Source organism: Nodosilinea sp. E11 (assembly GCF_032813545.1).
Taxonomy (GTDB): Bacteria; Cyanobacteriota; Cyanobacteriia; order Phormidesmidales; family Phormidesmidaceae; genus Nodosilinea.
In genome coordinates this window covers 3,925,300-3,938,261 of sequence record NZ_CP136520.1, presented here as the reverse complement: position 1 = coordinate 3,938,261, position 12,962 = coordinate 3,925,300, and the positions used below count along the sequence as shown (strand labels likewise).

Sequence of the window (12,962 nt, the reverse complement as noted above, 5' to 3'; positions counted from 1 at the left end):
GCTTTTGAATCGTGAATGTAGGTTGTTCAGGCTTAGAGAGAGTTTGCCCCAGCCACTACCTCTAAAATTTCTTGGGTAATGGCAGCCTGACGAGCTTTGTTGTAGGTCAGGTTGAGGGTTTTGGCCAATTCTTTGGCGTTGTCGCTGGCGTTATTCATCGCGGTCATTCGAGCGGCTAGCTCACTGGCCGCCGACTCTTGCAGCGCCCGCAAGATCTGGTTGTTCAAATACAGAGGCAGCAGCGCCTCTAGAATTTGTACCGGGTCTTGCTCAAAGAGCATATCTTGGGGAAACTCCGTCGGAGTTGGCCCCGCGACCTTCTCGCGCTCGACCTGGAAGACGCCACCTCGGGTCGTGAGCCGGAAGATCTCGTCATCGGCCACCTCTAACCCTTGAGGGTCTAGGGGCAGTAGGGTTTGAATTACCGGACGAGAGCTGACCAGCGACACAAAGCGGGTATAGATCAGCTCAACCCGATCGACTTCATCGGACAAGAACAGCGACAGCAGTTCGTCGGCGATGGTGGAAGCCTCATCGGCGGTAGGGATTTGCTCCATACCAATGAAACTGGCTTCGATCGGTTGCTCACGGCGCTTGAAGTACTGGCTGGCCTTGCGACCGACCAGAATGAAGCGGTAGTTTAACCCTTCTGCCGCTAGCTCTTGGGCACGAATCTCAGCTTTGCGGATCACGTTGTTGTTATAACCGCCGCAGAGGCCGCGATCGCCAGAGATAACCAGCAGGGCTACAGTCTTCACCTCACGCTGCTTCAGCAGCGGCAGATCAGCCTCCTCAAACCTGAGGCGGCTTTGCAAGCCGTAGAGCACCTGGGCGAGGCGATCGGCAAAGGGACGGGTGGCAATCACCTGCTCCTGGGCACGACGCACCTTGGCAGCAGCCACCAGACGCATAGCTTCGGTGATCTTGCGAGTGTTCTTTACAGATTTAATGCGGTCTCGAATCGCTTTTAGGTTAGGCATAGTGAACCCCTAAGGGATAGTCAGGCGGCCAGGGCGCAGTACCGCCCTGGCCAGAACAAGGGCCATAGGGGCCTAGACTGCCGCCATGAAGGCTTGCTTAGCTTCAGCAATGCTTTCCTTGAGGATAGCTTCGCTTTCGTTGCCAAGCTTCTTCTCGCTGCGAATCAGTTCCGCAAACTTGGGTTTGTTGTTGCGGATGTAGTCGCGCAGAGACTTAGCAAAAGCTGTCACCTGCTCCACCGGCACCTCATCCATGTAGCCATTGATGCCAGCATAGATAACCGCCACCTGCTCTTCTACCGGCAGGGGAGAGTACTGGGGCTGCTTCAGCAGTTCGCGCAAACGCTGACCGCGCGCCAGCTGCTTTTGGGTAGCGGCGTCTAGGTCAGAGGCAAACTGAGAGAAAGCCTGGAGTTCGTCGAACTGGGCCAGCTCTAGCTTCACCTTACCAGCCACCTGCTTCATCGCCTTGATCTGAGCCGCAGAGCCAACTCGAGACACCGAAATACCGGCGTTGATCGCAGGGCGTAGACCCGAGTTAAACAGGTCAGAGGACAGGAAGATCTGACCGTCGGTGATGGAAATTACGTTAGTGGGGATGTAGGCCGAGACGTCACCCGCCTGGGTTTCAATTACGGGCAGGGCGGTCATGCTACCTTCGCCCAGTTCGGGGCTGAGCTTAGCGGCCCGCTCTAGTAGACGAGAGTGCAGGTAGAATACGTCGCCAGGGTAGGCTTCACGACCGGGGGGACGACGCAGCAGCAGCGACATTTGACGATAGGCCTGGGCCTGCTTGGTCAAGTCATCATAGATGATCAGGGTCGCTTTGCCCTTGTACATGAAGTACTCAGCTAGGCTAGCACCGGTATAGGGGGCCAGGTACTGAAGGGGAGCGGGGTCGTTGGCACTGGCGTTGACCACAATGGTGTACTCCAGGGCACCGCGATCGCGCAGCACATCGACGATCTGGGCCACCGAAGAGGCTTTTTGACCAATCGCCACATAGACACACACCACATCCTCAGACTTTTGGTTGAGAATGGTGTCGATCGCGATCGCCGTCTTACCCGTCTGACGGTCACCAATAATGAGTTCCCGCTGGCCGCGACCGATGGGAATCATGGCGTCAATGGCCGTGATGCCGGTCTGCATCGGCTCATACACCGACTTCCGGGCAATGATACCGGGGGCAGGAGATTCAATCAGGCGGGTTTCGGTAGTTTCTACATCGCCCTTGCCATCAATGGGGCGACCCAGCGCATCGACCACACGGCCCAGCATCGCCTCGCCCACGGGCACCGACGCAATCTTGCCAGTGGCGGTAACGGAACTGCCCTCTTTGATGTTGATGCCGTCGCCCATCAACACCGCACCCACGTTGTCTTCTTCCAGGTTGAGGGCGATGCCGACGGTGCCGTCTTCGAACTCAAGCAGTTCGCCAGACATGGCAGTTTCGAGGCCGTAGATACGGGCGATACCGTCACCCACTTGCAGCACCGTACCCACGTTGGAGACCTTCACCTCCTGGTTGTACTGCTCAATCTGCTGCTTAATAATGCTGCTAATTTCGTCAGGTCTGATACTAACCATAGGACTCGCTCTGGATAAACCTACATAAACACGAAACGTCAGAGGAACCGCCCCACCGAAGGGCAAGTTCGAGCTCAGGCAAAACTTCCTAGGCGGTAGTCGCTAGCTGCATACCAATGCGGCGCAGCTGCCCTCGCAGGCTGGCGTCAATCACCTTAGAGCCAACCTTGATCACCAACCCACCCAGCAGAGAGGGGTCTACCTGTACCGACAGTTCTACGCTGTTGGCACTGGTCATGGCCTGGACGCGATCGCAAATAGCCTGCCGCTGCTCATCGGATAGCTCAACGGCGGTAGTGACATCAGCCAAAACCGTCTGCTTCAGTTCCCGCAATAGGGCTTGGTATTGCCGAAGCACAGGCTGCAAAAATGCCACTCGCCCACGGTCAACCAGCAAGAGCAAAAAACTCAGCAAAAAGTCACTCACCTTGCCCTCGGCGATCTGCCGCAGCACACCCTTCTTAGCATCGGAAGACACCAGCGGATTGGCCAAAAACCCGGTTAGCTCCTCAGAACTGGCCAAGACCTCTAGCAAGTCACCAACTTCAGCACCCACCTGGTCAATAGCCTGGTTATCTTCGGCAACCGACATCAGGGCCTTGGCGTAGGGGCCGGCAATTTCAGAACTCAGTGTTGTGTCGTTCATGGCTACTCTCCTTTGAGCAGGGCAATACTGGAGTCAACCAGACGCCGCTGCAAGTCGTCGTTCAACTGGCCGGGTAGCGCGGCTTCACTGCGCTCAATCGCCAAAGCCGCGATGCGCTGGCGCAGCTCTCTCATGACCCGAGCCTCCTGGGAGGTGAGATCTTGAGCAGCCGTAGCCCGCATGCGCTCGACATCTGTCTTCGACTGAGCCAAGATCGCTTCGCGAGCTCGCTCTGCCGTGGTATGAGCCTCGGCCAAAATCTTTTTGGCTTCTTCCTGGGCCTGGGCCAGTTTTTGCTGTTGCTCTGCCAAAGCAGCGGCGGCCGTTTGCTTGCGCTGCTCAGCTTCAGTGATTGCGGTCTTAATGGCCGACTGACGCGTTGACAGGGTTTTCCCTAAAAACTTGCCGCCAAAGTAGTACAGCACGCCAATAATAATGACCAAATTAATCAGGTTGGTTTCTAGGATGTTGAAATCCACACCAAAACCACCTGTTTCCGCCGCTAGTAACCAACCAATAGTCATATCCCTACTTTCCGTCAACGACGCGGGTAACTTTAGGCGGCCTCAACCACCCATCCATCACCAATAGCCTAGGCCGCTAAAGAGCCCAGCAGCTTGTCAAGAATTTGTTGACTCAGACCGTCCACCTGTTGCTCAAGGGTGGCCATGGCCTGACGCTTCTGCTCATCCAGCTCCCGCTGCACCTGCTCGCGCTGGGCTTGGGCCTCCTGCTGAGCCGCAGTCACGGTTTGAGCCGCAATCTTCTGCGCTTCTTCCTGAGCTTCGGCAATGACCGCTTGGGCCTGGCGACGGGTCTCAGCTAGCTCTTGCTGATACTGATTAGCAATTTGCTCAGCCTTGGCCAGACGTTCTGCAGCATCAACTTGATTAGAACTAATGTAGCCGTCACGCTCGTCTAGTACTTTGCCCAGGGGCTTATAAAATAGAGCATTGAGTGCCACTGCCAGCAGCACAAACTGCACAGCCATCAACGGCAAAGTGGCATCTAGGTCAAACAGACCTCCGCCCTCTTCAACAGTTTCAGCGGCTTCAACCGCCAGTAACCAAACAAAATTCATCATTGTGGGTATGCCCTTTAACTCGGCCCAGGGCCAGCACTACAAGGTGAAGTCGATAGGCAGGGAAAGGTACTAGCCCTTTCCCTAACCCAGCGATAGTCGATCTACGCGAAGGGGTTGGCGAATAGCAGCACCAGGGCCACCACCAGACCGTAGATGGTCAGTGCTTCCATGAAAGCCAAGCTCAACAGCAGGGTGCCGCGAATTTTGCCTTCAGCTTCGGGCTGGCGGGCGATGCCTTCTACCGCTTGACCAGCTGCATTACCTTGACCAATACCAGGGCCAATAGCTGCCAGACCAACGGCCAGAGCGGCTGCAATTACGGAAGCGGCTGCAATAGTAGAATCCATGTCTTTACCTCGATTTGGACAATCAACAACTCGTTAACCAGGTCATAGACAACGCGCGATCGGCGTTTCTTATGGGTGCGGCCCTAAGACCACGTCGGCTGGCAGCACCTGCCCCACCAGCCAATACAAACTGAACGACCCCCAAAAGGGAATTACTGGGGGTCATCCATGCTCTTCACCACCATGCCCCTCGATGGCCTCACCAATGTAAGCCGCTGCTAGGGTTGCAAAGATCAGCGCCTGGATAGCACTGGTAAACAAACCCAAGACCATTACTGGGAGCGGCACGAAGAGAGGCACCAGCAAGACCAGTACAGCGACCACCAGCTCATCGGCAAGGATGTTTCCAAACAGACGGAAACTGAGGGAGAGGGGCTTGGTGAAATCTTCCAAAATGTTGATGGGTAGCAAGATCGGAGTGGGTTCGATGTATTTAGCAAAGTATCCCAAACCGCGATTGCTAAAGCCAGCGTAGAAGTAGGCTAAGGACGTCAGCAACGCCAGCGCTACGGTGGTATTGATGTCATTGGTAGGAGCCGCCAACTCACCGGAAGGTAGGTGAATTAGCTTCCACGGAATCAGTGCCCCGGACCAGTTGGAGACAAAGATAAAGAGGAACAAGGTGCCCACAAAAGGAACCCAGGGTCGGTACTCTTTTTCACCAATCTGGTTTTTAGCCAGGTCGCGAATGAACTCCAGAGCGTATTCCATAAAGTTCTGGAGACCAGAAGGTATGCGCTGGATGTTGCGAGTGGCCAAAAAAGACACCAGCAGCAGCGCGCCAATGACGAACCAGGAGGTGATAAACACCTGGCCATGGAGTTTTAGTCCACCAATCTGCCAGTACAGATGCTCGCCAACCTCTAGCTTTGCCAGGACTAAGGGATGAATCATTAACATAGTGAGCGCCATCTCTTAAATCGACTTATCCTCAAGACCTGCCAGAAAAAAGCATGCTATGCTTGGGAACCACCGATCTAGGGTGAACCAGGCGACTGGGACGACCCTAGGGGTGAATCTGGAAGCACGGCAGTCCAGAGGGTGTATGCAATCAACGCCCCCTTATAGGTCAAAAACCCTAGAAAAACGGGAACGACCTGAAGCTGCTGCCACTGAGTAGCCACTAAAACCAAACCGACCACAAGGGCCAATCGGCCACTGCCTAGCCTTGAGCTTCCACGCCCAATGTTGGCCACGCTTTTTGCCAACATCCTCAAGTAAACCACACCGCCGCACGCTCCTATTAAATAATTCAGAGCAATTGGCAGGGAGTAGGCTAACCAAGCGCTCACAAAAATGACGCCGGTAAAAGCCAGGGTAGTCAGCAGCAGATTTTGCTGCAGCTGATAATACTCTTCCATCGCATTGGCCGAAGCCGGAGGGAGGCTTTGACCTTCCGGTTGACCGGGGTCTACCTCTGCTTCAACCTGAGTGATGGGGTCGGTGTGTTCGGGGGGCAATGGGGCCACAAAAGCGCCTAATCCTTAGCCGTTAAGGGGTTTGGCCCGCACATGCAGGCCGTAGGTGATCATATCACGGCAATAATACTTAATAGACGCTCCCCAAAAGATAAATCCGTTATCTTCGATCAAACTTTATGGATTCTGCTGTGGCGATCGCAACAGGATCAGCTGACGCTGGTGCATTTGGCGTACGTCTTGAAGGGTGAATCCCCCAAGGGAAATTAGATCGGCGACGGTGGCGGTGGGCTGATTGGCGTTAGAGCTGGCAGGACGGTCGCCCTCAGAAATCGGTGCTTGAGCATCACAGGCCTGCAAAAACTCAAATTCTTTGGGCTCTAGGGAAATAATCTGATAGTTGTGGTCAAAAATGCTCTGGCTGGGCCAGCCCTCCATGCAGGGGTTGCGCATGGGCAGGGCCGCCAGCAGGGTGGCATCGTCCTCCCAGGTAAATCGGGGATAGGGGGGGCGGGCCAGAAACCATTCGAAGTGGGTGATTTCTGGATCGAGCAGCTCGACTAGGCGGTAGCGATCTTTTTCTGAGAGCTGCTGGGCGCGCGTTAGCAGATCAGGGTCGGCCTCTAGCAAGCGATCGAGCTGCCACACCTGGGGGTTGGAGAAGCCAACGAACTCCAGACCCGATGCATCAATCAGGTCAAATAAACTATCGAGGGTGTAGTCGATTTCCTGGGGGTGGACGTACATGTCAGCGAAGCATTCGTCGCGGTGGTTTTCCATGGCCCAGCGATCGCGCTCTCGCTGCTTCAGTCGGTTGCCCTCGGGCAGACTGGCAAAAATCTGTCGGCCCACCTGTACCCCGTCGCGGTAGTCACCCCGCTGGCTGCCCTGGACAAGGGCGATCGCCCGCTGCATCAGAGAGATTTCCCACCGACCAATAGCGGCGTAGACAAATAGATGGATAAAGCCACCCGGAGCCAGCTTAGTCGCCAAGGCCTGGAGCCCTTTTAACGGGTCGGGCATATGGTGAATCACGCCGACGCAATTGATCCAGTCGAACTCACCCTCAATTTGGTCGACATCATAGATACTGAGCTGGCGAAACTGCACGTTGGTCGCCCCAGAGCGGCGGCAGCGCTCGGTAGCGGTGGCGATCGCCCGTTCACTCAGATCGATCCCCAGCACCTCAGCCTCTGGGTTCAGGTGACTGATATATTCAGTGCTCACCCCAGTGCCGCAGCCCGCATCTAGCACGCGCACAGGTCCTGGCGCAGGGGCGGCCCCGGTACAAAAACTGTGCACCGTCGGCCAGTACCAGCGCCAGTTATAGCCCGGCGGCGCTTCATCTAAGAGGGGTTCGGGCGGAAACGGATAGGTGTTGTAAAGGCTGGCCACTGCATCGCTGACCGCCTGGGTGTTGATCGAGTCGTCCATAAAAGATATTGGCGAATGGATTGGCAATGAGATGAACTAACAAGAGTTGAGGAATCAAGCGGAGCAGCAAAGCATCGCCCAGTCATCAGAGTTAGAGAACCTTCGCCCTCGGCCTCAGCCAAAGCCAGCGTTACAGTCAGCCGCCGGATGAATTCCTGACCAGAAGCGACTTTGAGCGGTTGAGCCCCTCAGCTTTATCACGAAACGTTACAAAACTTATCCGCCTTCTCAGGGGTGTAGTGACCATCCTCTATGATGACCACAGGCATTTGCCAGGCCGGATGTTACACAGTTTTTAATAATCTGTGTTGCTGTCCTGAAACGGTTTAATCTGATTCCAGGTCAGCGAACAGCCCGCCATCCATAGATACCGCATTCGGTGCCCTGCTTGAATGCGTGGCCGGTGAGGTTAACAACGCTTTACCTTCAAACGGGTTCAGTGATTTTGCTCTGGTTCAGGGAGAGTTCCTGGGCATTGCAGAGTCTCACGCCCTCAAAACCGATTGAATAGATTCTTTTTTGATGCCGTCATTGTCCGCATAGGGAGCCTTTGAAAACGCATGAGTGTTAAAGCAAGTGGTGGAAGTGCACCGGCGCGGCCCCAGCTCTACCAAACTCTGCCGGTGGCCACGATTTCCCAGGCCGAGCAGCAAGACCGCTACATGGGCCGGGGTGAGCTAGATGAGCTATCGGGCTTTTTTAGTTCTGGTCTTAAGCGGGTACAGATTGCCGAGGTCTTGACCCGTTACTCCGAATTGATTGTCTCCCAGGCGGCCAACCGCATCTTTACCGGGGGGTCTCCCTTGGCCTACCTGGAGCGAGTCGAGAGCGAATCGCCGGTTGAAAAAACCCGAGCTGGCACCGTCTTAGATGAAACCGAGGCTTCCCGGCTGGGCACCTCAACCTTCATTGAGAGTGGTGGCGGTGGCCTGTTCCAAAACCTATTTAGCTCTACGCCGTCTGGGCCGGTTCCTCCTGGGTTCCGCCCCATCAGCGTGTCGCGCTATGGTCCTAGCAACATGACCAAGTCGCTGCGCGACATGAGCTGGTTCCTGCGCTACGTGACCTACGCGATTGTGGCGGGCGACCCCAACATCATCTCGGTCAACGTGCGTGGTCTGCGCGAAATCATCGAAAATGCCTGCTCTTCAGCGGCGACCATCGTGGCCATTCAAACCATGAAGGCAGCGTCCCTGCGCTACGTGACTAACGATGCTGAAGCGCGGGATTTGGTGGCCCAGTACTTTGACGTTCTGCTGAGCGAATTCAAGGCTCCAACCCCCTCTGACAAGGTGCGGCAGCGGTCTTCTAACGACCTGCAGGGCCTACAGCTGCCCCAAATCTACTTCAACGCTGCCGAGCGTCGGCCCAAGTATGCGATGAAGCCGGGCCTGTCGGCGGTAGAGAAAAACGATGTGGTGAAAGCGGCCTACCGTCAGATCTTTGAGCGCGACATCACCCGGGCCTACTCCCTCTCGGTCTCCGACCTGGAATCGAAGGTGAAGAACAGCGAAATCTCCATGAAGGAGTTTGTGCGTCGCCTGGCCAAATCGCCCCTATACCGCAAGAATTTCTTTGACCCCTACATCAACAGCCGTGCCTTGGAACTGGCCTTCCGCCACATCCTAGGTCGTGCGCCCAGTTCTCGCGAAGAGGTGCGCCACTACTTCTCCATCGTCTCTAACGGTGGTCTGGCAGCTCTAATTGATGCCTTGGTGGACTCAAAGGAATACGCCGACTACTTTGGCGAAGAGACCGTACCCTACCTGCGCGGCCTGGGCCAAGAAGCCCAAGAGTGCCGCAACTGGGGTCCTCAGTTTGAGCTGTTTAACTACAGCGCGCCCTTCCGCAAAAAGCCGCAATTCATCACCCTGTTTGCGGCCTACGAGCAGCCTCTGCCCGACCAGCACCCCTACGGTTCTGGCAACGACCCGCTGGAAATTCAGTTTGGGGCGATTTTCCCCAAGGAAACCCGCAACGTCAGCGCTACGCCGGCCTTCTTTAACAAAGATACCCGCCGTATTCTGATTCACCGGGGTCCTGGTATTAACAACCAACTGAGCAACCCCGCCGCCCGACCTGAGAATCCAGGTTCGCTAGGGGCCAAGGTGTTCAAGCTGGATCAAATTCCCAGAACGGGCAATACCCAGAACAGCGTTCGTTACTCCGAAAGCTCGACTCAAACGATCATTAGCGCAGCTTACCGTCAGGTGTTTGGCCGCGAGGTGTACTCGGGTCAGCGCTCCAAAGTCGCTGAGATCAAGCTAGAAAACGGCGAGATTACCCTGAAGGAGTTCATTCGGGCGATCGCCAAGTCCGAGTCTTTCCGCAAAACCTACTGGTCATCGCTGTACGTGATGAAGGCGGTGGAATACATTCACCGTCGCCTGTTGGGTCGCCCCACCTACGGGCGCAAGGAAACCAACGCCTACTTTGACATCTGCGCGAAGAAAGGCTTCTACGCCCTAGTCGATTCGATTATCGACAGCCAGGAATACGCCGAAGCCTTTGGCGAAGATACGGTTCCCTACGAGCGCTACCTAACGCCGAAGGGGCTGTCTCTACGCAGCATGCGGGCGGGCAGTCTGGCCGAGAAAGGCATGGTGCCTGTGGCCGACACCACCGTACCTCGCTTTGTAGAACTGGGTGCCGTTACTGAAGATCGGGCAATTCCCGAAGTGCAGCGGCGCTTGAACCAGGGGGTTAATCGCCAGCGTCAGCAGACCAAGGTGTTTAAGCTCACCTCTCTAGCCGACAAGCCCAACCTCAAGCTGGTGACGGCCGCCGCCTACCGGCAAATCTTCGAGCGCGATATTGCTCCTTATATTGTCAAGAGCGAGTTCACGGCGCTAGAAAGCAAGCTGGGTAACGGCGAAATTAACCTGAAGGAGTTTATTGAAGGTCTGGGTACCTCGACTCTTTATATCAAAGAGTTCTACGCCCCCTACCCCAACACCCAGGTGATCGAGTTCGGTACCAAGCACTTCCTAGGACGTGCCCCCTTAGATCAGGCGGAAATTCGCAAGTACAACCAGGTGTTGGCCAGCGAAGGAATTCGCGGGTTTATTCAGTCGATGCTGAACACCCCTGAGTATGCCGACAGCTTTGGGGAAGATACGGTGCCCTATCGCCGCTATCCCACCCTGCCGGCGGCCAACTTCCCCAACACGGAGAAGCTTTACAACCGCTTGACCAAGCAGAATCGCGATTTAATCGTGCCTAGCTTTGTCAGCGCCAAAGCCACGACGAATGTAGCCGACTTGCCGCTGATGGCGGATGCCGTAGCTACCCAGGCTGCAACTACAGCAGCCCTCGCCGCTACCGTAGGACGGTCTTCAGTTGAGGCGGAGGTGTTGTCAGTGGCGGTGCCAAGCACCCGCTTTTACCGCCGGTCACCCGGTGCCAGCCCTGAACAGATCGATCAGGTGCTCACTGCGGTCTACCGCCAGGTAATGGTGCTGCCTGAAGGGGATATTTTGCCTGAATGGCGATTAGCGGAGGCAGAAGCTTTGGTGAAGAGCGATCGCATTACCCTGCGTGAGTTCATTCGCCAGCTGGTGCAGTCCCCGGCTTACCAGGAGCGGTTCGTCGCCGCTTATCCAACCCCTAAGCTGGTCGCCATCATGGCTCGTCAGCTGCTGGGGCGAAACCTGGAGGCAGACTTGGCTGACTACCAAGCGATCGCGACCAAGAGCGGTAGCATGGCCGTTGCCGAAGCTATGCTCAGCTCTGCCGAGTACCTACGCTACTTCGGTGAGCAGGGCGTTCCTTACCGTCGCGCCTAAGCTGTGACCAGCGAACAGAGGTAGCAACACTACCTCTGTTCGCTGTGATTAATAGCATCAAGCGCAGTCGGTAGTTCTGGCTAAACATTGGCCTAAAAATTTCGCCAGCTAAATTAGGTAACGAAGTATGAAGCCCAGGCTCTAAATTGAGCTAGGGCCATAGTTTTTGTGGGATAGGGCTGTGTGTACGCGGCCCCAAAATCGCGTTCCCATCGGCCTTCGGGAAACCTGAGGAAAACTATTACAAAATATTTCGCGACTTTGAAGAAGGCTGACGCAATACCGGACAATTAATCGGGAAGGTTGCCAGGTCTGAGGTTCTACATAGAGTTAGCTCTGGCCCTAAACCCTTAAATGCCAGTTTCAATTCATCTGGTCATATTTTTCGGAGGAATCCATCAATGAGTATTGTCACGAAGTCAATCGTGAATGCCGATGCTGAGGCTCGTTACCTTAGCCCCGGTGAGCTAGATCGCATCAAGGGCTTTGTCACCTCTGGTGAGCGCCGTCTGCGCATTGCTCAGGTGTTGACCGAATCCCGTGAGCGCATCGTCAAGGAAGCTGGCAACCAGCTCTTCCAAAAGCGCCCTGACATCGTTTCTCCCGGTGGCAATGCCTACGGCGAAGAAATGACCGCTACCTGCCTGCGTGACATGGACTACTACCTGCGCCTAATCACCTACGGTGTGGTTGCTGGTGATGTGACCCCCATCGAAGAAATTGGTCTGGTGGGTGTGCGCGAAATGTACAACTCCCTGGGCACCCCCATCCCCGCTGTGGCTGAGTCTGTGCGCTCCATGAAGGCTGTGGCTACCTCGCTGCTGTCCAGCGATGACGCCTCCGAAGCCGCATCCTACTTCGACTATGTTGTCGGCGCTATGCAGTAGTCGCGATCGCGCTACTTCGTCGATTCGTTGTTGAGATTACGTCAGTTCTAAGGAAGCTTCACCAATGCAAGACGCAATTACTTCTGTTATCAATTCCTCCGACGTGCAGGGCAAGTACCTGGACGGGTCTGCTCTAGACAAGCTCAAAGCCTACTTCCAAACCGGTGAGCTGCGCGTTCGTGCCGCTAGCACCATCAGCGCCAACGCCGCTGAAATCGTCAAGGAAGCCGTGGCTAAGTCCCTGCTGTACTCTGACATCACCCGTCCCGGTGGCAACATGTACACCACCCGTCGCTATGCGGCCTGCATCCGCGACCTCGACTACTACCTGCGCTACGCCACCTACGCCATGCTGGCTGGGGATCCCTCCATCCTGGATGAGCGCGTGCTCAACGGCCTCAAGGAAACCTACAACTCCCTGGGTGTACCCATCGGCGCTACCGTTAACTCCATCCAAGCCATGAAAGAAGTGACCGCCAGCCTGGTGGGCGCTGACGCTGGTAAGGAAATGGGCGTTTACTTTGACTACATCTGCTCTGGCTTGAGCTAGTCCAGGCTCATCCATTGCGCTTTGGCCATTGGCCAGAGCTGACCTAGGCCAGAGTCAGGGGCGAGTGTTGAAGACACTGGGTTGTGCTTTACTGTCTTCCTGCTGTCTAAGCATTGGCTTTCGACTCTGGCTTTTAAGTCTTTGCACCAAGTCCAGCTCGGAATCTGTGGTTTTCCTAGCGGCAAAGCTCCACTTCTGGACTTGGATTTGGTTTACATCTGTCCAATGAGATAGCAGGAGA

At 55.5% G+C, this 12,962-nt stretch carries 12 protein-coding genes; 3 read left to right on the top strand and 9 right to left on the bottom strand.

All coding sequences use genetic code 11. The features are described from left to right. Positions 1–32 precede the first annotated feature (32 nt). From RRF56_RS19625 to RRF56_RS19585, 9 genes are all read right to left on the bottom strand, one after another. On the bottom strand, positions 33–980 hold the full coding sequence (locus tag RRF56_RS19625; protein WP_317034846.1) for a F0F1 ATP synthase subunit gamma: 948 nt from the start codon (positions 978–980) through the stop codon (positions 33–35). Positions 981–1,052: 72 nt separating this feature from the next. Next, positions 1,053–2,570 (bottom strand): F0F1 ATP synthase subunit alpha, encoded by a 1,518-nt coding sequence (gene atpA, locus RRF56_RS19620; protein WP_317034845.1) that lies wholly within the window; start codon positions 2,568–2,570, stop codon positions 1,053–1,055. Positions 2,571–2,658: 88 nt separating this feature from the next. Beyond that, entirely contained in the window at positions 2,659–3,216 is a 558-nt protein-coding gene (gene atpH, locus RRF56_RS19615) for an ATP synthase F1 subunit delta (protein WP_317034844.1), read from the bottom strand. A gap of 2 nt (positions 3,217–3,218) precedes the next feature. Continuing rightward, positions 3,219–3,740, bottom strand: coding sequence for a F0F1 ATP synthase subunit B (locus RRF56_RS19610; protein ID WP_317034843.1), 522 nt, complete (start codon positions 3,738–3,740; stop codon positions 3,219–3,221). Between the two features lie 68 nt (positions 3,741–3,808). Continuing rightward, on the bottom strand, positions 3,809–4,300 hold the full coding sequence (locus RRF56_RS19605) for a F0F1 ATP synthase subunit B' (RefSeq protein ID WP_317034842.1): 492 nt from the start codon (positions 4,298–4,300) through the stop codon (positions 3,809–3,811). Between the two features lie 101 nt (positions 4,301–4,401). Then, positions 4,402–4,647 (bottom strand): ATP synthase F0 subunit C, encoded by a 246-nt coding sequence (atpE, locus tag RRF56_RS19600; protein WP_194021618.1) that lies wholly within the window; start codon positions 4,645–4,647, stop codon positions 4,402–4,404. Between the two features lie 162 nt (positions 4,648–4,809). Continuing rightward, positions 4,810–5,559 carry a F0F1 ATP synthase subunit A gene (atpB, locus tag RRF56_RS19595; protein ID WP_317034841.1) on the bottom strand — a complete coding sequence of 250 codons (750 nt, stop codon included), beginning with the start codon at positions 5,557–5,559 and terminating at the stop codon, positions 4,810–4,812. A gap of 65 nt (positions 5,560–5,624) precedes the next feature. Next, complete coding sequence (locus RRF56_RS19590) at positions 5,625–6,116, bottom strand: ATP synthase subunit I (protein WP_317034840.1); 492 nt, start codon at positions 6,114–6,116, stop codon at positions 5,625–5,627. Between the two features lie 126 nt (positions 6,117–6,242). Then, positions 6,243–7,499, bottom strand: coding sequence for a class I SAM-dependent methyltransferase (locus RRF56_RS19585; RefSeq protein WP_317034839.1), 1,257 nt, complete (start codon positions 7,497–7,499; stop codon positions 6,243–6,245). Positions 7,500–8,059: 560 nt separating this feature from the next. On the opposite strand from RRF56_RS19585, the gene RRF56_RS19580 reads away from it, so the two are divergent. The 3 genes from RRF56_RS19580 (at position 8,060) to apcB (ending at position 12,721) form a co-directional block, all read left to right on the top strand. Then, entirely contained in the window at positions 8,060–11,284 is a 3,225-nt protein-coding gene (locus RRF56_RS19580) for a phycobilisome rod-core linker polypeptide (protein WP_317034838.1), read from the top strand. A 401-nt stretch (positions 11,285–11,685) separates the two neighbouring features. Further along, positions 11,686–12,171, top strand: a complete 486-nt coding sequence (locus tag RRF56_RS19575; RefSeq protein ID WP_317034837.1) for an allophycocyanin — start codon at positions 11,686–11,688, stop codon at positions 12,169–12,171. Between the two features lie 64 nt (positions 12,172–12,235). Continuing rightward, positions 12,236–12,721, top strand: coding sequence for an allophycocyanin subunit beta (gene apcB, locus RRF56_RS19570; RefSeq protein ID WP_017299911.1), 486 nt, complete (start codon positions 12,236–12,238; stop codon positions 12,719–12,721). Positions 12,722–12,962: the final 241 nt, after the last annotated feature.

Excerpts from the sequence above, each read along its gene's own strand:
- apcB (WP_017299911.1), top strand. The coding sequence starts at position 12,236 with ATGCAAGACGCAATTACTTCTGTTATCAATTCCTCCGACGTGCAGGGC.
- RRF56_RS19575 (WP_317034837.1), top strand. The coding sequence starts at position 11,686 with ATGAGTATTGTCACGAAGTCAATCGTGAATGCCGATGCTGAGGCTCGT.
- RRF56_RS19585 (WP_317034839.1), bottom strand. The coding sequence starts at position 7,499 with ATGGACGACTCGATCAACACCCAGGCGGTCAGCGATGCAGTGGCCAGC.
- RRF56_RS19625 (WP_317034846.1), bottom strand. The coding sequence starts at position 980 with ATGCCTAACCTAAAAGCGATTCGAGACCGCATTAAATCTGTAAAGAAC.
- atpA (WP_317034845.1), bottom strand. The coding sequence starts at position 2,570 with ATGGTTAGTATCAGACCTGACGAAATTAGCAGCATTATTAAGCAGCAG.
- RRF56_RS19610 (WP_317034843.1), bottom strand. The coding sequence starts at position 3,740 with ATGACTATTGGTTGGTTACTAGCGGCGGAAACAGGTGGTTTTGGTGTG.
- RRF56_RS19580 (WP_317034838.1), top strand. The coding sequence starts at position 8,060 with ATGAGTGTTAAAGCAAGTGGTGGAAGTGCACCGGCGCGGCCCCAGCTC.
- atpB (WP_317034841.1), bottom strand. The coding sequence starts at position 5,559 with ATGGCGCTCACTATGTTAATGATTCATCCCTTAGTCCTGGCAAAGCTA.
- RRF56_RS19605 (WP_317034842.1), bottom strand. The coding sequence starts at position 4,300 with ATGATGAATTTTGTTTGGTTACTGGCGGTTGAAGCCGCTGAAACTGTT.
- atpE (WP_194021618.1), bottom strand. The coding sequence starts at position 4,647 with ATGGATTCTACTATTGCAGCCGCTTCCGTAATTGCAGCCGCTCTGGCC.
- atpH (WP_317034844.1), bottom strand. The coding sequence starts at position 3,216 with ATGAACGACACAACACTGAGTTCTGAAATTGCCGGCCCCTACGCCAAG.